General features: G+C 74.9%; 19 protein-coding genes. 8 read left to right on the top strand and 11 right to left on the bottom strand.

Going from position 1 to position 22,599, the window contains the following annotated elements:
• Window positions 1-138 precede the first annotated feature (138 nt).
• Entirely contained in the window at window positions 139-1,347 is a 1,209-nt protein-coding gene (locus ACFYMO_RS24600) for a serine hydrolase domain-containing protein (protein ID WP_366773776.1), read from the top strand.
• Between the two features lie 134 nt (window positions 1,348-1,481).
• Here ACFYMO_RS24600 and ACFYMO_RS24605 read toward each other — a convergent pair whose 3' ends face one another.
• The 5 genes from ACFYMO_RS24605 to hutU form a co-directional block, all read right to left on the bottom strand.
• Window positions 1,482-1,958 carry an NAD-dependent epimerase/dehydratase family protein gene (locus tag ACFYMO_RS24605; RefSeq protein ID WP_388548942.1) on the bottom strand — a complete coding sequence of 159 codons (477 nt, stop codon included), beginning with the start codon at window positions 1,956-1,958 and terminating at the stop codon, window positions 1,482-1,484.
• 794 nt (window positions 1,959-2,752) lie between these two features.
• Window positions 2,753-3,949: an imidazolonepropionase gene (gene hutI / locus ACFYMO_RS24610; protein WP_366773774.1), complete on the bottom strand. Its 1,197-nt coding sequence runs from the start codon at window positions 3,947-3,949 to the stop codon at window positions 2,753-2,755.
• Window positions 3,950-4,008: 59 nt separating this feature from the next.
• Window positions 4,009-5,604 (bottom strand): formimidoylglutamate deiminase, encoded by a 1,596-nt coding sequence (locus ACFYMO_RS24615; protein WP_388548945.1) that lies wholly within the window; start codon window positions 5,602-5,604, stop codon window positions 4,009-4,011.
• On the bottom strand, window positions 5,601-6,935 hold the full coding sequence (locus ACFYMO_RS24620; protein ID WP_388548948.1) for an allantoate amidohydrolase: 1,335 nt from the start codon (window positions 6,933-6,935) through the stop codon (window positions 5,601-5,603). The genes ACFYMO_RS24615 and ACFYMO_RS24620 overlap by 4 nt, the downstream gene beginning before the upstream one ends.
• Window positions 6,935-8,605, bottom strand: a complete 1,671-nt coding sequence (gene hutU / locus ACFYMO_RS24625) for a urocanate hydratase (protein WP_366773772.1) — start codon at window positions 8,603-8,605, stop codon at window positions 6,935-6,937. Before hutU ends, ACFYMO_RS24620 begins: the two co-directional genes overlap by 1 nt.
• A gap of 314 nt (window positions 8,606-8,919) precedes the next feature.
• Between hutU and ACFYMO_RS24630 the strand changes: the two genes are divergently transcribed.
• On the top strand, window positions 8,920-9,633 hold the full coding sequence (locus ACFYMO_RS24630; RefSeq protein WP_075002289.1) for a type 1 glutamine amidotransferase domain-containing protein: 714 nt from the start codon (window positions 8,920-8,922) through the stop codon (window positions 9,631-9,633).
• A 339-nt stretch (window positions 9,634-9,972) separates the two neighbouring features.
• On the opposite strand, the gene ACFYMO_RS24635 is transcribed toward ACFYMO_RS24630, so the two are convergent.
• Window positions 9,973-11,172 (bottom strand): PP2C family protein-serine/threonine phosphatase, encoded by a 1,200-nt coding sequence (locus ACFYMO_RS24635; RefSeq protein WP_366773771.1) that lies wholly within the window; start codon window positions 11,170-11,172, stop codon window positions 9,973-9,975.
• Between the two features lie 526 nt (window positions 11,173-11,698).
• On the opposite strand from ACFYMO_RS24635, the gene ACFYMO_RS24640 reads away from it, so the two are divergent.
• Window positions 11,699-12,439, top strand: a complete 741-nt coding sequence (locus tag ACFYMO_RS24640) for a TIGR03086 family metal-binding protein (RefSeq protein WP_366773770.1) — start codon at window positions 11,699-11,701, stop codon at window positions 12,437-12,439.
• A gap of 138 nt (window positions 12,440-12,577) precedes the next feature.
• Here the strand turns inward: ACFYMO_RS24640 and ACFYMO_RS24645 are convergent, their stop codons facing one another.
• Window positions 12,578-13,429 carry a MurR/RpiR family transcriptional regulator gene (locus ACFYMO_RS24645; protein ID WP_366773769.1) on the bottom strand — a complete coding sequence of 284 codons (852 nt, stop codon included), beginning with the start codon at window positions 13,427-13,429 and terminating at the stop codon, window positions 12,578-12,580.
• 202 nt (window positions 13,430-13,631) lie between these two features.
• On the opposite strand from ACFYMO_RS24645, the gene ACFYMO_RS24650 reads away from it, so the two are divergent.
• Window positions 13,632-14,069 (top strand): hypothetical protein, encoded by a 438-nt coding sequence (locus ACFYMO_RS24650; protein WP_366773768.1) that lies wholly within the window; start codon window positions 13,632-13,634, stop codon window positions 14,067-14,069.
• Between the two features lie 227 nt (window positions 14,070-14,296).
• On the opposite strand, the gene ACFYMO_RS24655 is transcribed toward ACFYMO_RS24650, so the two are convergent.
• Window positions 14,297-15,685 (bottom strand): cystathionine beta-synthase, encoded by a 1,389-nt coding sequence (locus ACFYMO_RS24655; protein ID WP_366773767.1) that lies wholly within the window; start codon window positions 15,683-15,685, stop codon window positions 14,297-14,299.
• A gap of 277 nt (window positions 15,686-15,962) precedes the next feature.
• On the opposite strand from ACFYMO_RS24655, the gene ACFYMO_RS24660 reads away from it, so the two are divergent.
• From ACFYMO_RS24660 to ACFYMO_RS24670, 3 genes are all read left to right on the top strand, one after another.
• Window positions 15,963-17,015 carry an SGNH/GDSL hydrolase family protein gene (locus ACFYMO_RS24660; RefSeq protein ID WP_366773766.1) on the top strand — a complete coding sequence of 351 codons (1,053 nt, stop codon included), beginning with the start codon at window positions 15,963-15,965 and terminating at the stop codon, window positions 17,013-17,015.
• A 343-nt stretch (window positions 17,016-17,358) separates the two neighbouring features.
• Window positions 17,359-18,579 (top strand): acetyl-CoA C-acetyltransferase, encoded by a 1,221-nt coding sequence (locus tag ACFYMO_RS24665; RefSeq protein WP_366773765.1) that lies wholly within the window; start codon window positions 17,359-17,361, stop codon window positions 18,577-18,579.
• 385 nt (window positions 18,580-18,964) lie between these two features.
• Window positions 18,965-20,041 carry a hypothetical protein gene (locus tag ACFYMO_RS24670; RefSeq protein WP_388548956.1) on the top strand — a complete coding sequence of 359 codons (1,077 nt, stop codon included), beginning with the start codon at window positions 18,965-18,967 and terminating at the stop codon, window positions 20,039-20,041.
• On the opposite strand, the gene ACFYMO_RS24675 is transcribed toward ACFYMO_RS24670, so the two are convergent.
• The gene (locus tag ACFYMO_RS24675; protein WP_366773763.1) at window positions 20,028-20,393 is read right to left on the bottom strand and encodes a hypothetical protein; all 366 of its coding nucleotides are present in this window, start codon (window positions 20,391-20,393) and stop codon (window positions 20,028-20,030) included. The genes ACFYMO_RS24670 and ACFYMO_RS24675 overlap by 14 nt on opposite strands.
• A gap of 114 nt (window positions 20,394-20,507) precedes the next feature.
• On the opposite strand from ACFYMO_RS24675, the gene ACFYMO_RS24680 reads away from it, so the two are divergent.
• On the top strand, window positions 20,508-20,735 hold the full coding sequence (locus tag ACFYMO_RS24680; RefSeq protein WP_019356940.1) for a DUF4287 domain-containing protein: 228 nt from the start codon (window positions 20,508-20,510) through the stop codon (window positions 20,733-20,735).
• A gap of 164 nt (window positions 20,736-20,899) precedes the next feature.
• On the opposite strand, the gene ACFYMO_RS24685 is transcribed toward ACFYMO_RS24680, so the two are convergent.
• Together ACFYMO_RS24685 and ACFYMO_RS24690 are read right to left on the bottom strand one after the other, a co-directional pair.
• Window positions 20,900-21,748 (bottom strand): Bax inhibitor-1/YccA family protein, encoded by an 849-nt coding sequence (locus ACFYMO_RS24685; RefSeq protein ID WP_360686350.1) that lies wholly within the window; start codon window positions 21,746-21,748, stop codon window positions 20,900-20,902.
• A 188-nt stretch (window positions 21,749-21,936) separates the two neighbouring features.
• Window positions 21,937-22,536, bottom strand: coding sequence for a DoxX family protein (locus tag ACFYMO_RS24690; RefSeq protein WP_366773762.1), 600 nt, complete (start codon window positions 22,534-22,536; stop codon window positions 21,937-21,939).
• Window positions 22,537-22,599 lie beyond the last annotated feature (63 nt).

A 22,599-nucleotide genomic window follows, 5' to 3' on the forward strand; every position in this document is an offset into this window, starting at 1 on the left:
CACCTGCCCCGACCCGGTTCCGGCGCGGGGACGGGGCGGAGTCAGGGGAGCAGGTCGTCCGCGGCGGTGATCCGGGGCCCGCCGTCCGGCGGAAGGATCTTCTCCGTACCGGATCCCCTTCCCCTCGCGGAGTGCATCGTGCCCATACGTCTGCGGAACACCCTCCTCGCGGCGCTCGTGGTCGCCGGACTCACCGGCCCGGCCGCGGCGCCCGCGCTCGCCCAGCAGCGCAGCCCACAGGCGGAGGTGACGCGGCAGCAGGACGGCGGCCCCGACACCGCCGCGTTGGACAAGGCACTGCGCGGAGTGCCGGACGGGACGACCACCGCGGCGCTCGCCCGGGTCGGCGGGAAGGGGAGCTGGCACGGCAGCTCCGGCGTACGGGATCTGCGCACCGGCCGGAAGGCGCTGGAGCACGGGCGGTTCCGGGCCGGGTCCACCACCAAGGTGGTGACCGCGGCGCTGGTGCTGAAGCTCGCCTCACAGGGCCGCATCGACCTCGACGGCACCGTGCAGCACTACCTTCCCGGGCTGCTGACCGACGCGTTCGAGCCCGTCACCGTACGGCAGTTGCTCACCTTCACCAGCGGACTCCAGCCCGGCGACGGCCTCGGCCCGGTCTCGGGAGAGGGGTACGAGAACCGCTTCAAGACCCTCGCCCCCGAGCAGGTCGTCGCCTCGTCGGTCGCCAAGGGGCCCTACCGGGGTGCGGACGAGGGGCCCGGAAAGAAGCAGCGGTACGCGAACATCGACTACACCGTGCTGGGCCTGCTCGTCGAGAAGGTCACCCGCGACTCCTACGCGCACCAGGCGTGGCTGCACGTGCTGCGCCCGGCGGGGATGCGGCACACGTCCTTCCCCCGCGGCACCGACCCGCGGATCCACGGTCCGCACAACCGCGGCTACCAACGGCTCGACGACGGCCGCCTGGTGGACGCCACCGAGTGGAACATGTCCGACCGCTGGGCGGCCGGCGACATGATCTCCACCACGGCCGACCTGGAGCGCCTGCTGTTCGCCCTCTTCCGCGGCGAGATCGTGCCCCAGCCGCTGCTGGAGCGGGAGATGTTCACCGTGCCGGACATCGACGGCGCCACCATGAGCGCCGGACTCCAGCGGTACGACGCGGGCGGCGGCCTGGTGCTGTGGGGCAAGAGCGGGGCCCGCCCCGGCTACAACACCCTGCTGGTCGGCACCCGCGACCTGTCCCGGACCCTCGTCTACAGCCTCGGCTCGACCGACGCCAAGGGACCGGCGATGAACCCGGTCGGGGAGCGGCTGCTCGCCGCCGCGTTCGGCCCCTCGGCGGTTCCCCCGTCCGCTTCGGCGGAGCGACGGACGCGCTGAGGGCGTGCTCTCCACCACCGAGGCGACCGCGCGGACGTAGTCGGCCAGGGTGCGGGGAGCCGTCCAGCCCCGGCGGCGGGCCCGGGTGACGTCGAGCACGACGCTGTGCGCGAGCCGGTCGACGGCGTACCGGGTCAGCGGGGGCTCGGCCCGCGGGCGCAGCCGCCACAGGTGTTCGGCGGCGGCGCCCGCCGCCCGGGCGAACGGCACCGGGAGGTGCCCGACCCGGGCGTGCACCCCGTGCGCCGCCGGCACCGTGCGCACCGCCTCGTCCCGGCGGTGCGCACGGGGTCGGCGATGTGGTAGGCGCCGGGCGGCCATCCGCCGTCCGCCGCGGCCAGGCAGACGTCGGCGAGGTTCTCCACCGCGGTCAGACTGAGCTGGACGTCACGCCCCGGGAGCAGCAGCAGTCCGCGCCGCACCCGGCCCAGCAGCCGCGGCACCAGGTGCGGGTCGCCGACGCCGTAGACCGCGCGGGGCCGCAGCACCACTGCTCCGGCGGCCAGTGCCAGGTCCTCGCCCGCGGCCTTGGTCCGGCCGTAGGCGTTCACCTCGCCCGAGGCCGCGTCCCAGCGCAGGTGGCGGCCGACCGGGCCGGGCCGCAGCCCCACGCACCGCACCTCGGCTCCCCGTAGGCCGCGGCGCGTGCGACGTAGGAGCCGAGGAAGCCGCTCGCGCCGGTGACGGCGATCGTGGTCATGCTGCCTCCCCGTTGCGGTGGCTCCCGCCGTGCCCGCCGCTCCGGTGGGTGCTTCCCTCCCCGTTCCGGTGCATGTGCCGCCGCGGTGCCGAGGACGCGGGGCCCGGCCGGACGGTGAGCGTGCGCCATCCCGGCGGCGAGCGAGGCGCGGGAGTGCACGACGGCCCGGGGGCGGGAGGTGGTGCCGGCAGCCGGGGCCCCGGCGTCGCCACCGGGCCGCCGAGTGCGGCGAGGTCGGGGAGGGCGAGCCGGGCGTGGCGGGCCAGCGGGCGCGCCCACCCGACGGCGGCCGGCGCCGCGGCGTCGGCGAGCACCAGGTCGGGCCGGCCAGGGCGAGCCGGGCGCGCGGCACGTCGGGCCCCGCGCCGGGGTCGAGCACGGCGGCGCGCAGCCCGAGCCGCCAGGCGGCCAGCAGCACGGCCAGGGCGCGGGGTCCGGGCCGTACGGCGACGCCGAGGGTGGCGCCGGGCCGCAGGCCGCGGTGGTGGAGGGCGGACGCGTAGAGGTCGGCCGGGGCGCGCTGCACGGCCCGGCTGGGGGGCTCCCCCGTGACGACGAGGGCCCGGTGCGGCCCCCGTGATACCCATGCCCGGTGCCGCGGCGGGCCGATCGGCGAAGATGCTGTGTACCCCCGTGCCCGGAAGGTTGGGAAGCCGGGGCGGGCGCGGGCATGAGTGCGGATACTCCGCTGCCCGCGCCGGGTACCTACCGGTTCGCGCGCACGTGCACGCCACGCCGCCAGACGTCGGAGACGAGGGGGACCCCCGGCCGGTAGGAGAGGTGGACGTGCGAGGGCGCGTCGAGCAGGGCGAGGTCGGCGCGGGCCCCGGGGGACAGCCGTCCGACGTCGGTGCGGCGCAGGGCGCGAGCGCCGCCGGCCGTCGCCGACCAGAGGGCTTCGTCGGGCGTCATGTTCATCTCCCGCACCGCCACCGCGATGCAGAACGGCATCGAGGAGGTGTACGAGGAGCCGGGGTTGCAGTCGGTGGACAGCGCGACGGTGACGCCCGCGTCCAGCAGCCGGCGCGCGTCCGGGTAGACGGCGCGGGTGGAGAACTCGCACCCCGGCAGCAGCGTGGCCACCGTGCTGCCCTGGGCCAGCGCGTCGATGTCCGCGCTGTTCAGGTGGGTGCAGTGGTCGGCGGAGGCGGCCTCCAGCTCGACGGCGAGCCGCACCCCGGGGCCGTGCGTCAGCTGGTTGGCGTGCACCCGGGGCACCAGCCCCTTGGCCCGGCCCGCGGTGAGGATGGCGCGCGACTGGTCCTCGTCGAAGGCGCCCTCCTCGCAGAAGACGTCCACCCAGCGCGCGTGGGGGGCGCACGCGTCGAGCATCTCCCCGGCCACGAGCGCGGTGTAGCCGTCGGGGTCGGCGGCGTACTCCGGCGGCACGATGTGGGCGCCGAGGTAGGTGACCTCCTCGACCCCGGCCTCGGCCGCCACCCGCAGCGCACGGGCCTCGTGCCGGGCCGTCAGCCCGTATCCGGACTTCGTCTCGACGGTCGTCGTGCCCTGGGCGGCCATCTCCGCCAGATGCGCTCCCACGGTGGCCGCCAGGTCCGCGTCGGATGCCTCGCGGGTCGCCTGCACGGTGGTGCGGATGCCTCCGGCGGTGTAGGGCCGGCCCGACATCCGGGCGTTGAACTCCTGGGTGCGGTCGCCCGCGTAGAGCAGGTGGGAGTGGCTGTCGACGAATCCGGGGACGGCGGCCCGGCCGCCCGCGTCCACGGTCTCGTCGGCGGCGGGGGCCTCGCCGGTGGGTCCCACCCAGGCGACGCGGCCGTCCTCGACGACCAGGGCCGCGTTCTCGATCAGTCCGAGCGGGCTTCCGTCGCCCAGTGCGGGGTCGTTGGTGACGAGGGTGGCGAGGTTGGTGAGGGAGAAGGCGGCAGGCGGTCGGCTCATGAGGGTCGGTCCTTGGTCGCGGGAGGCACGGGCACGGATCGGGCCGCGGTGCGCGGCTGTCAGGGGCGGAGGGCGGCGACGGCCCGGGCGAGGGCCTGGGGTACGGAGTCGAGGAGGGTGTGCGCGCCGTCCCGCACCACCTGCCGGCCGCCGACCACCGTGTGGCGGACGTCGGCGGAGGTGGCGGCGAACACGGTGGTCTCGGCGGCCAGCCGTGCCACCGGCCCGGCCGTGCGTACCGAGTCGAGCGCGACGGTGGTGAAGTCGGCGGGCGCCCCCGTCTCCAGGCGGCCCGCCTCCGGCCGGCCGAGGGCGGTGTGCCCGCCCGCGGTGGCGGCCCGCAGCAGTTGGCCCGCCGTCCAGTGGCCGCGGGTGCGGCTGGCGAGCCGCTCGTCGAGCTCCAGCGCGCGGGCCTCCTCGAACAGGTCGATCACGGCGTGGCTGTCGCTGCCGAGCGACAGCGCGGATCCGGCGCGTTCGAGGGCGGGTGCCGGTCCGATGCCGTCGGCGAGGTCGCGTTCGGTGGTCGGGCACATGCACACGCCGGTGCGGGAGCCGCCGAGCAGGCGGATGTCGTCCGGCGTCAGATGGGTGGCGTGCACGGCGGTGGTCCGCGCGCCCAGCACCCCGTGCGCGTCGAGCAGCGCGGTCGGGGTGCGGCCGTGGGCGCCGCGGCACGCCTCGTTCTCCGCGGCCTGCTCGGACAGGTGGACGTGCAGCGGCGCGTCCCGCTGCCGGGCCCACTCGGCGACGGTGTGCAGCTCCCGGGCGGGCACGGCACGCACGGAGTGCACCGCGGCGCCGACGCGCGCGTGGTCGCCCTGCGGGGTGAAGGCGGCGGCGCGTTCGGCCCACGCCTCCGCGCTGCCGTCGCTGAAGCGCTGCTGCTGCCGGGTGGGGGGTTCGCCGCGGCCGTCCCTGCCGATTCCGGCGGCGAGGTAGGCGGTGTCCAGCAGGGTGATGCGGATGCCCGCGTCGGCCGCGGCCGCGACCAGCGCGTGGCTCATGGCGTTGGGGTCGTCGTAGCGTGCACCACCCGGCGCGTGGTGCAGGTAGTGGAACTCGCCCACGCAGGTGATCCCGGCCAGCGCCATCTCGGCGTACACGGCCCGGGCCAGCGTGTAGTAGCTGTCCGGGGTGAGCAGCGCCGCCGTCCGGTACATGGTGTCGCGCCACGTCCAGAAGGTGCCCGAGCCGACCTGGACGGTGCCGCGCAGGGCGCGGTGGAACGCGTGCGAGTGGGCGTTCGCCAGTCCGGGCAGGGTCAGTCCGCGCAGCACGACGGCTCCGGGCGGCGGCGCGGGGACGCCGGTGCGGACGGCCCCGAACCGGCCCTGTGCGGTCACCTCCAGGACGACGTGCGGCTCGACGGTGCCGTTGAGCCAGGCGTTCTCGCACCAGTAGACCTTCGCGGCGGGGGCGCCGCCGGGGTCGGGGCCGGTCGCCCCGGGGTGCGGCCCGGCCGCCGCGGCCGGCGTCGCCGCGGTCCTGCGCGAGGCGGTCGCCCCGGCCTCGGTCTTCTCCGTGGCCGCAGGTCCCGGCCCGGCCGGTCCCCTCCGGGCGGTTCCGTTCCCGGCGGCTTCGTTCCCGGGGCCTACCGCGCCGGTCGGCGGTGTTCGCTGCCCGGTCGGGGGCGTCCTCGTCCCGGTCGTCACATCAGGCCTTCCAGTACGTCGGCGAGCGCGGTCACGCCCGCCGCGCAGTCGTCCTCCTCCGCGAACTCGGCGGGCGAGTGCGAGACACCGGTCGGGTTGCGGACATACAGCATGGCCGTGGGCACCGAAGCGGACAAAATACCCGCGTCGTGTCCGGCGCCGGTGGGCAGCACCGGCACCTCGCCGCCGAGCAGGGCGCGGACCCGGTCGCGCAGCGCGTGGTCGAACTCGACCAGCGGCGTCGCGGACTCCCCGGTGACCTCGACGTGCACGCCGTCCCGCCCGCCCCGCTCCCCGGCGGCGCGTTCGATCTCGGCGACGACGCTCTCCAGCGTTCCCGCGTCCGGGGCCCGCGCGTCGAGCCAGCCGCTGACCCGGGACGGGATGGCGTTCACCCCGTTCGGCTCCACGGCCACCCGGCCGAAGGTGGCCAGCGCGCCCGCCAGCCGCGCCTTCTTGCGGGCCGCCAGCACGGTGTTGGCGTAGGTGAGCATCGGATCCCGGCGGTCCTCCAGCCGGGTGGTGCCCGCGTGGTTGGCCTCGCCCCGGAAGTCGAACCGCCAGCGGCCGTGCGGCCAGATCGCCGACGCGACGGCCACCGGGTGCGCGGTTTCGGCCAGCGCCCGGCCCTGCTCGATGTGCAGTTCGACGAACGCGCCGATCCGCGCCAGCCGCTCGGGGTCGGGGCCGAGCGTCCCGGGGTCCTGCCCGGCGGCCTCCATGGCCTGCGCGAGCGTCACCCCCTCGGCGTCCCGCAGCGCATGGGCGCCCTGCCGGGACAGCGCGCCGCTCGCCAGGCGGGAGCCCACGCAGGCCAGCCCGAACCGGGCCCCTTCCTCGTCGGCGAAGTTGACGATGGCCAGCGGGCGGGTGAAGGCGGTGCCCCGGGCCCGGAGCTCGTCGTGTGCGGCGAGGGCCGACAGCACACCCAGCGGCCCGTCGAAGGCGCCGCCGTCGGGGACGGAGTCCAGGTGCGAGCCGGTCACCACCGCGTCACCCGCGGAGCCTGCGGCGGCCGCCCCGGCCCCGGGGCCGCCGGCCGCCTCGGTGTCGGGCCCGGCCCAGGCCCACTGGTTGCCGTTCCGGTCGACCTCGTAGGCCAGCCCCCGGACCGCGGCCTGCTCCCGGAACCACTCCCGGCACTCCAGGTCGGGCCCCGTCCACGCGAAGCGGCGGTACCCGCCCGCCGCCGACCGCCCCAGCGGCAGCAGCTCGCGCCACATCTGCTGGAACGAGGGCGGCGGGCCGCCGTCCCCCGCCGGGTGCGGCACCGGACCCGGCGCGGCCCCGACGGCTCCCGCGGACCCGGCAGCCCCCTCGTGGGCCCCCATCAGGCGTCCCCCTCGCGCATCGGGACACGCACGCCGCGCTCCGCGGCGACGGCCTCCGCCTCCGGGTACCCGGCGTCGACGTGCCGGATCACGCCGGTGCCGGGGTCGTTGGTCAGCACCCGGCGCAGCTTCTCGCCCGCGAGCGCGGTGCCGTCGGCGACGGTGACCTGGCCGGCGTGCAGCGAGCGGCCCATGCCGACCCCGCCTCCGTGGTGCAGGGAGACCCAGGTGGCGCCGGAGGCGACGTTGAGCATGGCGTTGAGCATGGGCCAGTCGGCGATGGCGTCGGAGCCGTCCCGCATGGCCTCGGTCTCGCGGTACGGCGAGGCCACCGAGCCGCAGTCCAGGTGGTCGCGGCCGAGGACGAGCGGCGCCGCCAGTTCCCCGGCGGCGACCATGTCGTTGAACCGCTCGCCGGCCGTGGCCCGCTCGCCGTAGCCGAGCCAGCAGATCCGCGCCGGGAGCCCCTGGTAGTGCACGCGTTCGCCGGCCAGCTTCAGCCAGCGGGCGAGCGAGGCGTTCTCCGGGAAGAGATCGAGCAGGGCCCGGTCGGTGGCGGCGATGTCGGCGGGGTCGCCGGAGAGGGCGGCCCAGCGGAAGGGGCCCTTGCCCTCGCAGAAGAGGGGCCGGATGTAGGCGGGGACGAAGCCGGGGAAGTCGAACGCGCGCGCGTACCCGGCGAGCCGGGCCTCGCCGCGCAGGGAGTTGCCGTAGTCGAAGACCTCGGCGCCCGCGTCCTGGAAGCCGACCATCGCCGCCACGTGCGCGGCCATCGACTCGCGTGCCCGGAGGGTGAAGTCGGCGGGCTTCTCGGCAGCGTAGGCGGCCATGTCGGCGAAGTCGACACCGGCGGGCAGATAGGCGAGCGGGTCGTGCGCGGAGGTCTGGTCGGTGACGATGTCGATCGGAGCGCCGTCGGCGAGCATCCGGGGCAGTACCTCGGCGGCGTTGCCGAGCAGGCCGATGGAGAGCGGGCGGCGCGCGTCCCGGGCCTCGACGGCGAGCCGCAGCGCCTCCGCGGCGTTCTCGGCGCGGACGTCGAGGTAGCCGTGTTCGATACGGCGGGTGATCCGCGAGGGGTCGCACTCGACCACCAGCGCGACGCCGTCGTTCATGGTGACGGCGAGCGGCTGGGCGCCGCCCATCCCGCCGAGCCCGGCGGTCAGGGTGATGGTTCCGGCGAGGGTGCCGCCGAACTTCTTCGCCGCGACCGCCGCGAACGTCTCGTAGGTGCCCTGGAGGATGCCCTGGGTGCCGATGTAGATCCACGAACCGGCGGTCATCTGGCCGTACATGGTCAGGCCGAGCTGCTCCAGCCGCCGGAACTCCTCCCAGTTGGCCCAGTCGCCGACCAGGTTGGAGTTGGCGATCAGCACCCGCGGGGCCCACTCGTGGGTGGTCATCACTCCGACCGGGCGCCCGGACTGGACGAGCATCGTCTCGTCGCCGCGCAGGGTGCGCAGGGTGCGGAGCATCGCGTCGAAGGACGTCCAGTCGCGGGCGGCCTTGCCGGTGCCGCCGTATACGACGAGTTCGTCGGGGTGCTCGGCGACCTCGGGGTCGAGGTTGTTCTGCAGCATCCGCAGTGCGGCCTCCTGCTGCCATCCGAGCGCGCTCAGCTCGCTGCCGCGCGGTGCCCTGACCGGGCGCGGTCCTGCGGTGCTGGTCATGTGGCCCTGCCTCCTCGACTCGCGGCGTACGCGCGCGCCGGGCGTGCCGCGCACTCCGGGGGCCGTACGCGCACTCAGTGGTCGCGTATCGAATCTATTCACCAACGATACGCATTGAATAGTTCTAGTCAACGGTCCGTCCGGCCACCCCGGGAGTCCGCAGCGCTCCCCGGCCGCCCGCGGACCGCGGCGGACCGGCGGACTGCGGCGGCCAGGGGACGGGACGGGCTCGCCCGGTGGCGTCAGCGGCCATGGCGGCCCGGCGCGGCCTACGGTCGTCCAGTAGCCCTCCCCCGCAGCCCCCGGAGAACGACATGACGCAGATCCTTTTCGTGCTGACCGGCGCCCGGCACTGGACGCTCGCCGACGGCACCCAGCACCCCACCGGCTTCTGGGCCGACGAGGCCGTCACCCCCTACGAGGCGTTCACCGCGGTGGGCCACGAGGTCGTCGTCGCCACCCCCGGCGGAGTCGTGCCCGCCGTCGACGAGGCCAGCCTGTCCGCCGACGCGAACGGCGGACAGGACAACGCCGACCGGGTCGCGGCCGGACTGGAGTCCTTCACCGCGCTGGGCCACCCGCTGAGCATCGAGGACGTGCGGATCGACAGCGCCGGCGGCCCGGCCGGATTCGACGCCGTCTTCTACCCGGGCGGGCACGGCCCGATGGAGGACCTGGCGACCGACTCGGACTCCGGCACCCTGCTGGTGCGCACCCTCGCCTCCGGCAGGCCGCTCGGCGTGGTCTGCCACGGCCCCGCCGCACTGCTGGCCGCCCACACCCAGGAGGGCGCCAACGCCGTGCACGGCTACCGGCTCACCGGCTTCACCAACGCGGAGGAGCGCATGACGGGACTGGCCGACAAGGCCAAGTGGCTGCTCCAGGACCGGCTCGTCGAGGCCGGGGCGCACTTCGACGCGGGCGAACCGTGGGCCCCGCACGTGGTGGTCGACCACAACCTGGTGACCGGCCAGAACCCCGCGTCTGCCGGTCCGGTGGCCGCCGAGCTGATCAAGATGCTCGGCTGAGCCCGCACCCGCGGCAGCCCCGGGCTCCGGCTCCGGTCGAGCACGAGGTGCGGCGCCGCCGACCGGCCGCGACGGTGCGCGGCCCCGCGACGTCCACCTTCGTCGACGAGGTCGGCACCCGTGGCGAACCGCCCGTGTGCGGGAGCACTGCGCGACGCCGGAGCAGAGCGGGACCCGGCACCGGCGCGGCTGGACCGACCACGGCGAGGAGGCCCGGGAGGGCGGGGACGGCGGTCGCGGTGCCACGACCCTGATCGTCGGCGCCCATTCCGTGCACGGTGAGATCAGCCGCCGCCTGCTGAACGCACTGCCCGCCGCGCGCGGCGGCGCGGGACGCCCTCAGGCGGCCTTCCCCGGGCTGCCGTGCCAGTCGACGCACATCACCAGCGCGTCGTCCTGAAGCGGCGCCTCGCCACGGTAGGCCGCCAGTTCCCGGAGGACCGCGGCGGGGACCAGACCGGCGGGCAGCAGCCGGTGCCCCGGCAGCGAGCGGGCGAGTGCGCGCTCGCCGTACTTCTCGCTCCGGTCCGGCGCCGCCTCCCCCACCGGGCCCGAGGGCGTGTCGTAGACGCCGTCGCTGCCGATCAGCAGGCGGTCGCCGGGCCGCACCGTGAAGGACTCCTCCACATAGACCGTGTCCTCGAACATGCCCAGCGGCAACTGGTGGTCGAAGGGGACCGCCGCCACGTCCCGGCCCCGTATCCGCCACATCCGCGGGGAGCCCGCGTCCACGACCGCCACCCGGCCGGTCGCCAGCTCGAACCGCAGCAGCAGCACGGACACGTAGGCCGCGCCCCGGTACTGCGCGTAGACCGCCTGGTCGGCCAGCGTCGCCTGCCCCGCCAGATCCAGACCGGCCCGGCGCGCGTTGCGCAGCGCGTTGGTGGCGAGGTTGGTCAGCAGCGCCGCCTCTATGCCCTCGCCCATGCCGTTGGTGACGGCGAGGGTCAGATACCGCTCCGACGCCTCCCAGTCGAAACTGTCGCCGTGGATCGCGTACGCGGGCTCCAGATGGGCGCCGACCTCGAACTCGTCGCGGACACAGGTGCGGCCGGGCAACAGCTGCCACTGCATCTCCGCCGCCAGGGTCAGCCGGGAGGCCCGGCGGGCGAGCAGGAACACATCCGTGTCCCGCTCGGCGACCAGGATCTCGTGGCCGAGCGCCTCGCACACCTGCCGCAGCGCGGGGAGCAGCCCGCCGGGATCAGCCGAGGGCGGCAGCTCGACCGAGAGCGTGCCCAGCCGGTCGCCGCGGAGGGTGACCGGCAGATGGACGACGGCTCCGCCGTCGGGCTGCTGGACCGTGAAGGGCTCCTGGGAGCCGAACGCCCGGCCCTGCGGGCTGTCGTGCACGGACACCGGCCCGGCCTCGGCGGCGTGGCCGTCGACCGGCTGCAGCGACTTCATGCCGTAGTCGACCATGCGGAGCTCGACGCGTCCGGCGCCGTACCGGCCGCGCAGCTCCTCGACGACGACCCGGGCGAGCGCGTGCGGCGGTGCGGAGCGCAGCGCCTGCTGCAAGGCGGCGAATCTGTCCACGAGCGGTCCTGGTTCTGTGCGGGGCTGACGATGACCCCGCTGGTACTGGGATCGCACGGGTTCAGCCGTTCCGGAAGAGTCCCACGAAAGAACCTATCGCAGACACATGCGGACCGGGTCCGGCCGCGATTCCCGCCGCGGCGGATGCCGCCCCGCTGGAGGTTCGCGTGTCCGGTCCGTGGGCCCCGGGCGGCAGGCGGCCGGGTGCGGCGATGAGTTCGCGCTCCGTGCCCGGTCCGTCTTCCCGGGAACGCCGGGGCGACGCGCCGGCGTACGGCACCGAGAGGCGGAACCATGGTGGAGACGAGCGGGAGCAGGCCGGGCGGCACGGCGCCGCACAGCACCGATGAACGGCTGCCGCGGGGGCGGCACCGCGTCGAGTGCGCGCCCCGCGGCGCACCGGCCGCCGGGCCGGACGGCGGGCCGCGGAGCCGCCCCGGCCGCGTTCGGCTCGCCGCCGCCCGCGGGACCGCCGGGACCGGCTGCCGGGCCGCCGGGACCGCCGACCGCTCCGCCCCCTAGCGCCGTGTTCCACGACCGCGGGGACGAGCGGAACACGGCTGGCGCGGGGGACGCGGCAAGCGGCAGGGACGCGGGCGACGGCACGGACGCGGCGGGTGGGAGCTTCGGCGACGGCGCGTCCGCGGAGGAGGCCGCGCGGGCGGCGGAGCTGCTGCGGCGGGCCCTCGGCTACGCGCTGGGCACCGCGCAGCCGGTGACCCCCGCTCTGCTGGATCGGCCGACCCCCTGCGCGCGCTGGGACCTGGGCAGGCTGATGGCGCACGCGGACGACTCGCTGCGGGTGCTGCACGAGGGCCTCACGGAAGGCGCCGTCGCGCTGTACCCGGAGCCCGGGAACGGCACGGGCGGCCCGGCGGATCCGCGGGGCACGGCGGGTGACGGCCCGGGCGAGGCGGATCCCGCGGCGGCCTTCCGGCTGCGGGCCGCGCGGCTGCTGGGCGTCTGGACCCGCGACGGCCCGCGGCACCGGCCGGTCGCGGTGGCCGGCGCGCCGCTGACGGCGACCGCTCTGGCGCTGACGGGCGCGGTGGAGATCGCGGTGCACGGCTGGGACATCGCCCGCGCCACCGGCCGGACCGCATGCCCCGTTCCCGCGCCGCTGGCGGCCCGGCTGCTGCCGGTGGCCCGGCATCTGGTGCCGCACGCGGAGGCCCGGCGGCCGCTGTTCGGGCCGGAGGTGCGCCTCGCGCCCGGGGCCCCGCCAGGGGACCGGCTGCTGGCCCTCCTCGGGCGCGCCCCCGGGTGAGCCCGGACGCCCGGGGGCGTGCCCTGCGTCGGCGGGGTGTGCCCCGGTCCGATGGGGCGCACCCCGGCGGAGGCGCCCTTGGACCGACGTGCCGGGCGGACGACGGACCGTGGCCGCGGGCCCGCGGACGGCACCGGCTCACTCGGCGAACAGGCCGCGCTCCCCGGCTCGGGTGTCGAACTCCTCCAGGCGTGCCTGCGCGTCCGGCAGCCCGTCGCACATCGCCTCCAGCAGCACCCGGCCCAGCAGCATGGGTGCGCACGCCGTGTCGAAAGCCAGACCCGTGCCGACGGCCGCGGGCAGCAACAGATCCTCGGGGTGGGCGACCGGCGCGAAGGCGCTGTCGGCGACGGTGACGACCGACAGTCCCGCCTCCCGCGCGCTCTCCAGCGCCTCCACGGTCTCGCGCGGGTGGCGGGGCAGCGCGAAGCACAGCAGCGTCCGGGCACCGGCGCGTACGCAGCCGTCGATCCGGTCCAGGAGCATGGAGCCGCCCTCGGTGAGCAGCCGGACATCAGGGTGGACCTTGGCCGCGAAGTACGCGAAGCCGGTCGCCTGTGCGGCCGCGGCCCGGAGTCCGAGCACGGGCAGCGGGCGGGAGGCGGCCAGCAGCTCACCGGCGCGCTCGACCGGCGCCGGGTCCTCCAGCAGCGCGGCCAGGTGCCGCAGGTTCTCGATCTCGGCGTGTACGGCCTGCTGGTACTCGCTGGGGCCGGTGGCCCCCTCCCCCTCCGCGGCGGGCTCGCCTTCCGCGGGCGGCTCGCTCTCGCGCAGATGGCGGCGGAGCGCCGGGTAGCCGTCGAAGCCGAGCGCCACCGCGAACCGGGTGACCGAGGGCTGGCTGACTCCGGCCAGCTCGGCGAGTTCGACGCTGGAGAGGAACGGGGCGTCGCCCGCCCTGCGGACCATGCAGTGCGCGATACGGCGCTGGGTCGGGGTCAGCCGGTGCCCTTCGAAGAGCTTCAGCAACCGCGCGCTCGCGCTGCCCATTCCGCACCTCTCATTCAGCCCGGCCCTCCCTTGCATAACCCTATGCAGCAAGGGTCGCCCCGGGCAAGGCACAGCCGCGGCGGGCGCCGGAAGGGGCCGGGGCACCCGCGGGAGGGGAACCGCTCGCGAACCGGGGCGTCCCCGCGGCGAAGGGGGGCTAGCACCACTGCCCGGCGCCTGCGGCGCCCGTAGGCTGGCGGACATGAGCGGAGCCGACCATGAGCTGAGGAAAGAACTCGACGCGACGTTGCAGACGCGCCGGGAACTGGGCCCCGAGTACGAGAACGAACTGCTCGACTCGTTCCTCGAGAAGGTGGAGCAGCGACTCGACACCGTGGTCGACAAGCGGGTGCGGCGCCGGATGGCGGAGGAGCAGATGGTCGCCGCCCGGGGCAGCGGCGTCGGCGCCGCGCCGCAGCCGCGGCCCGCCTCCGGCCTCCCGGACGGGCTCGGCGCCCGGCTGGGCCTGGCGGTGGCCTCTCTGGTGCTGGCGATCCCGCTCTCGGCGATCGCCGTGGCCAATGCCGGCCTGACCGGCCTGGTCACCTGCTGGGCGGGCATCGTCGCGGTGAACGGCCTGCAGGCCAGCCGCTCCTGGTTCTCCCGCGGCGGCAGCACCCAGACCTCCGACCTCGACTGAGCCCGCAGCGGCCCGGGGCCGGACGCTGCCCGCGGGCGACGGCTCTTCGCGAACAGCGGGACCCCGCCGCCCGCGGCAGCTTCCCGCCGACGGCTGCGGCTCCGCCCCGCCCGGTCGCGGACGGGCGGGGCGGCCGGACGGGCGGAACCGCAGCCGGGCACCGGAGGCTCGGCGCCCGCGAGCACGCGCCGGCGTCCTCAGCTCCCCACGAGCACGCGCCGGCGTCCTCAGCGGCCCTCGTGCGCGAGGAAGGCGAGCAGGTCCTGACGGCTCACGACGCCGCTCGGCTTGCCCTCCGCGAGGACGACCGCCGCGTCGGCGCCCTCCAGCACGGCCATCAGCTCGGCCACGCTCTCCCCGGCGCCCACGTGCGGCAGGGGTGCGCTCATGTGCTTCTCCAGCGGGTCCCCGAGGGAGGCGCGCTGCGCGAACAGCGCGTCGAGCAGCTCGCGTTCGACGACGGACCCGATCACCTCGGCGGCCATCACGTCCGGGTGCCCGGCGCCGCGCTTGACCACGGGCATCTGTGAGACGCCGTACTCGCGCAGCACCTCGATGGCCTCGCCCACCTTCTCCTCCGGGTGCATGTGCACCAGCGAGGGGATCGGGCCCTCCTTGAAGCGCAGCACCTCGCCGACCCGGGCGCCGGTGCTGCCGCCCTCCTCCAGGAAGCCGTAGTCGTTCATCCACTCGTCGTTGAAGATCTTGCTCAGGTAGCCGCGCCCGCCGTCCGGCAGCAGCACGACCACCACGTCGTCCGGGCCGAGCCGCTTGGCCACCTCCAGCGCGCCGACCACGGCCATCCCGCAGGACCCGCCGACCAGCAGCCCCTCCTCCTTGGCCAGCCGCCGCGTCATCTGGAAGGAGTCCTTGTCCGATACGGCCACGATCTCGTCGGTGACGCCGCGGTCGTAGGCGTCCGGCCAGAAGTCCTCACCCACGCCCTCGACGAGGTAGGGACGGCCCGAACCGCCGGAGTAGACGGAGCCCTCCGGGTCGGCGCCCACGATCCGCACCCGGCCGTCGCTGACTTCCTTCAGATAGCGGCCGGTGCCGCTGATGGTGCCGCCGGTGCCGATGCCGGCCACGAAGTGGGTGATCCGGCCGTCGGTCTGCTCCCACAGCTCGGGACCCGTCGTCTCGTGGTGCGAGCGGGGGTTGTTGGGGTTGCTGTACTGGTCGGGCTTCCAGGCGCCCGGGGTTTCGCGCACGAGCCTGTCGGAAACGTTGTAGTAAGAGTCGGGATGTTCGGGATCGACGGCCGTGGGGCAGACCACGACCTCGGCTCCGTAGGCCCGCAGCACATTGATCTTGTCCATGGAGACCTTGTCGGGGCAGACGAAGAGGCACCGGTACCCCTTCTGCTGCGCCACGATGGCCAGTCCGACACCGGTGTTGCCCGAGGTGGGCTCCACGATCACCCCGCCGGGCCGGAGCTCGCCGGACTGCTCTGCCGCCTCGATCATGCGCAGCGCGATCCGGTCCTTCACGGAACCGCCTGGATTGAAGTACTCGACCTTGGCAAGGACGGTGGCCTGGATACCGTCCGTGACACTGTTGAGCTTGAGCAGCGGGGTGTTGCCGACAAGCTCGATCATCGACTCGTGATACTGCACCGTGGTCTCCGCGCGTAGTCGTGGTCGCAGGGCCGCGGGGTCGCGAGCCCGTGCGGACACCTTATGGGGCAACACGTGCACACCCCAGGTGCGTTGCAGGGCGGGCCGCACGGGGCAACACAGTCTTGGAGGCCGCGGACCCCCGGCGTTCGGACAGCAGCGCGCACACCGGCGCACAACAGCCCCCGAACGCACAGGATCAGGCGCCCGCTCCCTCACGAACGGACGCACCACCACATGAGCCCATGATCGGGAACTCGGGAGGCGGAAGAGGACAATGCCGATGTCGAAGGCGTCGAGCGCGAGAGTGGCCCGGCGAATCGCGACCGCGGCCGCCTATGGAGGCGGCGGACTCGGCCTGGTCGGTGGAGCGGCGGTCGGGCTGCTCTTCACCGAACTCCAACTGGCGAAACATCATATCGGCGGCTCCGACGACGAGCCGCCCAAGGCCGACGGATCGTACGGCAGCGCCTTCGGCAGGCTCTATGACGGCCAGCCGCTGCGCCTCGCCTTCCTCGGCGACTCCACCGCGGCGGGCCAGGGCGTGCACCGGCCCCGCCAGACGCCGGGGGCGCTGCTCGCCTCGGCGCTCGCGGCGATCGCCGAACGCCCCGTCGAACTGCGCAACGTGGCCCTCTCCGGTGCCATGTCCGACGATCTGGAGCGGCAGATCACGCTGCTGCTGAGCGAGCGGGACCTGGCCGAGGCCCCGGACGTGTGCGTCATCATGGTCGGCGCCAACGACGTGACCCACCGGATGTCCCCGGCGCGCTCGGTCCGCCACCTGTCGGACGCGGTGGCGCGGCTGCGGACGGCGGGCTGCGAGGTGGTCGTCGGCACCTGCCCCGACCTGGGCAGTGTCGAGCCGGTCGGACAGCCGCTGCGCTGGATCGCCCGGCGGCTCTCGCGCCAGCTCGCCGCGGCGCAGACCATCGCCGTGGTCGAGGAGGGCGGCCGCACGGTCTCGTTGGGCGACCTGCTCGGCCCGGAGTTCTCCGCGAACCCGCGCGAACTGTTCGGACCCGACAACTACCACCCCTCGGCCGAGGGGTACGCCACGGCGGCGATGGCCGTACTGCCGTCGCTGTGCGCGGCGCTGGGCCTGTGGCCGACGGAGGACGAGCGGCCGGACGCGCGGCGGCGCGAGGGCATCCTCCCGGTGGCGCGGGCCGCCGCGGAGGCGGCGGCCGAGGGCGGTACGGAGGTCGCCGGGATGCGCGGCCCGTGGGCGCTCCTCAAGCACCGCCGCCGGCGCCGGCTGCCGCCCGCCGAGGAGGCGGGACCCAGGCACACCGAGGACCGCGCCGAGGACGTCGCCGAGAACCGCTGACCCGGTCGGCGGCCCGCACCGGGACCGCACGGGGGCCGGGCCGGGCCGACGGGGACCGGGGCCCGGGCGGACCGGGACCGCCGGAGCCGGAGCGGGGGGACCGGGCAGGCCGACGGGGACCGGGGCCGGCCGGACCGCGGGCACGCCGGGACGCCACGGGGCACTGCGGCGGCACCGCGGCGGCCGCGAGGAGCACGGGACCGGCTGCGACGCCTTGACCGCGAGGCGGAAAAAGCGAACGCTTAGAAGAGGCCCGCATCACATCCCCGGGACCGTGACCCGCACCCTACGGGCGGGTAGCTTCCGCTGCGTAGCCACTCGCCGACCCTCTCTGGAGCCCCTGATGCCCGAAGCAGTGATCGTCTCCGCCGCCCGCTCCCCCATCGGCCGCGCCTTCAAGGGCTCCCTCAAGGACGTCCGCCCGGACGACCTGACCGCCGAGATCGTCAGGACGGCACTGGCCAAGGTCCCGGAACTGGACCCGACGGACATCGACGACCTGATGCTGGGCTGCGGGCTGCCCGGAGGTGAGCAGGGCCACAACCTCGGGCGCGTCGTCGCCGTGCAGCTGGGCATGGACCACCTGCCGGGCTGCACCATCACGCGCTACTGCTCCTCGTCCCTGCAGACGACGCGGATGGCGCTGCACGCGATCAAGGCGGGCGAGGGCGACGTGTTCATCTCGGCGGGCGTCGAGGCGGTCTCCCGCTCGGTCAAGGGCTCCTCGGACGGGATGCCCGACACCCACAACCCGCTCTTCGCCGAGGCCGAGGCCCGCACCGCGGCCCGCGCCGAGCAGGGCGGGGAGGGCTGGACCGACCCGCGCGCGGAGGCCGGCGTCCCGGACGTCTACATGGCCATGGGCCAGACCGCGGAGAACCTGGCCCGCCACAAGGGCATCACCCGGCGTGAGATGGACGAGTTCGGCGTACGCTCGCAGAACCTCGCCGAGAAGGCCCTCGCGGACGGCTTCTGGGAGCGCGAGATCACTCCCGTCACCACCCCGGACGGCACGGTCGTCAGCAAGGACGACGGGCCGCGCGCGGGCGTCACGCTGGAGGGCGTCGAGGGACTCAAGCCCGTCTTCCGCCCCGACGGCCTGATCACCGCGGGCAACTGCTGCCCGCTCAACGACGGTGCCGCCGCACTCGTCGTGATGTCCGACACCAAGGCGCGCGAGCTGGGCCTGACGCCGCTGGCCCGGATCGTCTCCACGGGAGTGTCCGGCCTCTCGCCCGAGATCATGGGCTACGGCCCCGTCGAGGCCAGCAAGCAGGCGCTGGCCCGCGCCGGCATGTCGGTCGGCGACATCGACCTGGTGGAGATCAACGAGGCGTTCGCGGCCCAGGTGATCCCCTCCTACCAGGACCTCGGCATCGACCTGGACAAGCTCAACGTCAACGGCGGCGCCATCGCCGTGGGCCACCCGTTCGGCATGACCGGAGCCCGCATCACCACCACGCTGCTCAACTCGCTCCAGTGGCACGACAAGCAGTTCGGCCTGGAGACCATGTGCGTGGGCGGCGGCCAGGGCATGGCCATGGTGCTGGAGCGGCTCGCCTGAGCCGGATGCGCCGGGCCCGGCGCCGGGACCGCGGCGGCGCGTCCCGGGGGCGGCCCCGGCGCACCGCCCGGCGACCGCCCCGGGCCCGGCGAACCGGCGCGCGGAGGCCGCCGGGCACCGGGTATACGGCGGCGAGACCGAAGCGCCCCCAGGATGTGACATATGCCCTGGGGGCGCGGTGTTCCCGCAGGTCATGGCAGTGCGCGCCAAGCCGGCTCCGGACTCCCCCTGTCCAGTTCGACGGGATTTGCACTACGGTCGAAGAACCTTGAACAACCTTCGGGTCGACGCTGTTGTAGGAATACAGCGCTGTAGTAGGAATTCAAGGGGCAACGACCGGGGGGAACCGCATCAGGGGACCGAACCGGAACCGGGAGTCAAGTCTGTGAGCGCCATATCCCTCATCCTGCTGTGTGCGGCGACCACGGCCACCGCGCTGGGCGGTGCGGCACTGCACACGGCGCGCGGCCTGCGCGGCCAGTTGACCGCGCTGCGCGCCCAGCTGGAGGCAGCACCGGCCGCGGCGGACGCCGCGCTCCCGCGGGCCCGCGAAGCCGCCTCCGACACGTTCTCGCCGAGGACCGAGGGGTTCTCGCAGGAGATCCGTACCGCCGTCGCCGCCGCGCTGGCCGACGAGCGCGAGCGGGAACTCGCCGAGGCCCGCGCCTTCTGGGCCGCCCAGGAGGCGCGCGGCGCGGACTCCGGCGCGGGCTCGCTGCTGGCCGGGCACGGCACGGAATACGCGTACGAGGTGGAGGCGGACGGCCTCGCCGAGAAACTCGACGCGCTGCTGGAGGGCGACACCGGCGGCCTGTTCATCCCCCGCCAGCCGGGCCCCGAGGAGGCAGGCGACGCGGACCACCCGGCCGACACGGACTTCTCGGATTTCTCGGACTACACAGACGAGGCGGATCTGAACCTCGCAGACCTGGACCTCGAACTGGACGTGGCCCCCTACGCCCGCGCGGACGAGGAGCGCGGCGCTGAGGAGTACCGCGGCGCCGCCGAGGGGATCTGCTTCCGCGACGGCGACGCCGGCGAGGCCGAGCACCCGGGCCTGGCCGCGGCCCGCCGCCGCCACCCGTCCCAGCCGGACTACACCCTCGACGGCGAGCCGATCGTGCCCGGTCCCGCACCGGCGCCCGCGACCCCCACCGTCACGTACCACGAGCGCACCGTCGAGCGGCTGGCCGAACTCGCCGAGGCGCGCACCCCGCTGGCCGATGTGCGTCCGGGCCCACTGGGCACGCTGGACGTCTACGTCTTCGAGGACGGTACGACGGTGTGCCTGGCGCCGGGCCACCGCGCCACCAGCGAGGCGCTGGCCGACGGCGTACGCCGCGGTCAGGCCCCGGTGCTGATGGGCGGCTCCGGCATCGCCGGCTCCTACGCGCTCACCTTCGCCTTCCCCGACGGCAGCACCGCCTACCTGCTGGCGGACCGCGTCATCACACCCCTTTGACACCCCGCGCGGTGCCGCTCCGCGGGGACAGCGGTGAGCCCTCCAGCAGTTGGAGGGCGTCCCGCAGCGCGGGTTCCGCGAGGTGGGCGGGCGCCGTCTCCAGGGCCGCGACCACGTCGTGTCCCGCGACGGCGAGTTGATCGCCGACGGCGAAGACACCGGCGTCCGGCAGCACCCGCGACATCCCGCCCTCGGGGAATTCGAGGCGCTGGGCCAGCAGGGCCAACTCCCTCGCGAGCGCGAGCCCGTCCGCGGCGGCACCCCGCTCCAGGGCGCTCTGCGGCAGGCTGCGCAGCCGGTCGGCGAAGCGTTCGACGGCGTCGGTCAGGGGGCGGGTGTCGAGCCGGGGCACGCCCCCAGCATATGCGCCACTGCGCCGCCCCGGGCGCTCCGCACTGTTGCCAACGCCCGCGCGCTCAGGCAACGTGTCGGCAAGGACTCACTGCAGAAGCGTCCGGAGGCGCCGATGTCCCAAGTCTTCTCCGAAGAGACCCACCGGAACATGCTGTCCCGCATTCCCCAGTGCACCGGTCGTGAAGTCTCCGAATGGCTCCACGCGGTCGACGAGGGCCCTGCCCTGCTCCGTTTCGAGGAGAAGGTGAGCTGGCTCCGCGGTGAGCACAACCTCGCCTACGGGCACGCCAAAGCGATCATCCACGAACACGACCTGCGGCGCGCCGCGCGCCACCGCTAGGCAGGGCCTCGTTCCCCGGCCTGGACAGACGAAGCGAAGACCCTAGGACACCGAGGACGCGAACCCGCGGACGACCGCGGACACGCCGAGGGCCCGGAGGTGGTTCACCTCCGGGCCCTCTCCGGGTCTGCCGCGCGTGCGGCTCCGGCTGCCGCCGATGCCGCTCAGTCGCCTTGCAGGATGGCGATCAGGCGCAGGAACTCCAGGTAGATCCACACCAGGGTCAGCGTCAGCCCGAAGGCGGCGAGCCACGCCTCCTCCTTGGGCGCGCCGTAGGCGATGCCGTCCTCGACCTGCTTGAAGTCCAGTGCGAGGAAGAGCGCGCCGAGCACGACGCCGACCACGCCGAAGAGGATGCCCAGGCCGCCGCTGCGGAAGCCGAGCCCGTCACCGCCGCCGAAGACGGCGAAGAGCATGTTGACGGCCATGAGCAGCACGAAGCCGATCGCGGCGGCCATCACGAACCGGTAGAACCGCTGGGTGACCCGGATGACGCGGGTCTTGTAGAGCACCAGGACGGCGGTGAAGACCGCCAGTGTGCCGAGCACCGCCTGCATGGCGGCGCCGTCCACGAACTGGTTGACGAAGTTGCTCAGCGCACCGAGGAAGAGCCCCTCGAAGGCGGCGTACGCCAGGATCAGCGCGGGCGACGCCTTGCGCTTGAACACCTGCACGAACGACAGCACCATGGCGATGAGCCCGGCGCCGATGGCGAGCGGCAGCGACAGCCCGGTGATCCAGGCCACGGCTGCCATCGCGATGACGAGCCCGAGGGTCATTCCCGTCCGGGCGACGACGTCGTCGATCGTCATCCGTCCGGCGGACGGCGGTGCGGCCGGGGGCGCGTACGGCTGGCCGGGGGCCTGGGTCTGCTGGCCGTACGGGTTTCCGGCGTAGGGGTTCGTCGCGTACGGGTTCCCGGCCTGCGGCGGCTGCTGCTGAGCGTCGAAACCGGCATAGCCGTTGTTGCGGCTGAACCCCCGTCGCGAGAAGACCGGGTTACTACTCCTCATCTCACTCCTCCATGGCCACACTGCGCGGCCTTGCCGTCCAGCGTAATGCGTTAGCAAAAACAGCACGCTAGTGCAGAGTCAAGAACGAAGGAAAGCTGTCGAATGTTCCACTTCCCTTACGGATCCCCGACCTCACCCGGGCGGGTGCGCGCGGGGGTGCGGCACGCCGCTGGCGCACACCCGGCGGGTCAGGAGCGCGACAGGAGCACCGCAGCGGCCAGGACGGCGCCCAGCGCCAGTGCCGCCGCGCCGTGGACGAGCCGGTGCGGGCGGGGCAGCGGCAGCACCCGGTCGGCCGCCAGCCGGCCGGGGCCGGTCAGGGCGAGCGCCGCGGCACTCGCGGTGAGCAGCAGTTCGTACTCCACCCCCTGGGGCGCGAAGAAGCCGCCGCCCCACTTCACGGCGAGCGCGTTGAGCAGGGTGCCGAACACGGCGGCGCCCGCGAGGGGGGTCAGCAGCCCCAGCACGAGCCCGAGTCCGCCGAGCACCTCGGTGAGCCCGGCCACCAGCGCCATGGTCCGGGCGGCGGGGTAGCCGGAGGACGCGAAGAACTGTGCGGTGCCGTCGAGTCCGCCGCCCTCGAACCAGCCGAACAGCTTCTGGCTGCCGTGCGCCGCCATCGTGAGGCCGACCACGAGGCGCAGCACGAGCAGCCCGGCGTCGTGCCCGGACTGTTCGGCGGGAGCGGCCCCGGCGGTCCCGGCGCCCGTGGAGGCGCGGGGCGCCTCGGGGGTCCGGTGGTCGGGGGACGGACTTTCGGTGGTCTCGGGTGCGTGGGGGGACGGCATGAGCGGAGCCTCCTGGGGGTGGCCGGCCGGGACGGGACCGACGAGTTGTTCAGATTTGAATGA

The sequence above is a fragment of the Streptomyces sp. NPDC007025 genome (genome assembly GCF_042869455.1).
Lineage (GTDB): Bacteria > Actinomycetota > Actinomycetes > Streptomycetales > Streptomycetaceae > Streptomyces.

Coding starts and splice junctions, on each gene's coding strand:
- hutI (WP_366773774.1), bottom strand. CDS start 3,949: ATGAGCCGACCGCCTGCCGCCTTCTCCCTCACCAACCTCGCCACCCTC.
- ACFYMO_RS24620 (WP_388548948.1), bottom strand. CDS start 6,935: ATGGGGGCCCACGAGGGGGCTGCCGGGTCCGCGGGAGCCGTCGGGGCC.
- hutU (WP_366773772.1), bottom strand. CDS start 8,605: ATGACCAGCACCGCAGGACCGCGCCCGGTCAGGGCACCGCGCGGCAGC.
- ACFYMO_RS24630 (WP_075002289.1), top strand. CDS start 8,920: ATGACGCAGATCCTTTTCGTGCTGACCGGCGCCCGGCACTGGACGCTC.
- ACFYMO_RS24645 (WP_366773769.1), bottom strand. CDS start 13,429: ATGGGCAGCGCGAGCGCGCGGTTGCTGAAGCTCTTCGAAGGGCACCGG.
- ACFYMO_RS24650 (WP_366773768.1), top strand. CDS start 13,632: ATGAGCGGAGCCGACCATGAGCTGAGGAAAGAACTCGACGCGACGTTG.
- ACFYMO_RS24660 (WP_366773766.1), top strand. CDS start 15,963: ATGCCGATGTCGAAGGCGTCGAGCGCGAGAGTGGCCCGGCGAATCGCG.
- ACFYMO_RS24665 (WP_366773765.1), top strand. CDS start 17,359: ATGCCCGAAGCAGTGATCGTCTCCGCCGCCCGCTCCCCCATCGGCCGC.
- ACFYMO_RS24680 (WP_019356940.1), top strand. CDS start 20,508: ATGTCCCAAGTCTTCTCCGAAGAGACCCACCGGAACATGCTGTCCCGC.
- ACFYMO_RS24685 (WP_360686350.1), bottom strand. CDS start 21,748: ATGAGGAGTAGTAACCCGGTCTTCTCGCGACGGGGGTTCAGCCGCAAC.
- ACFYMO_RS24690 (WP_366773762.1), bottom strand. CDS start 22,536: ATGCCGTCCCCCCACGCACCCGAGACCACCGAAAGTCCGTCCCCCGAC.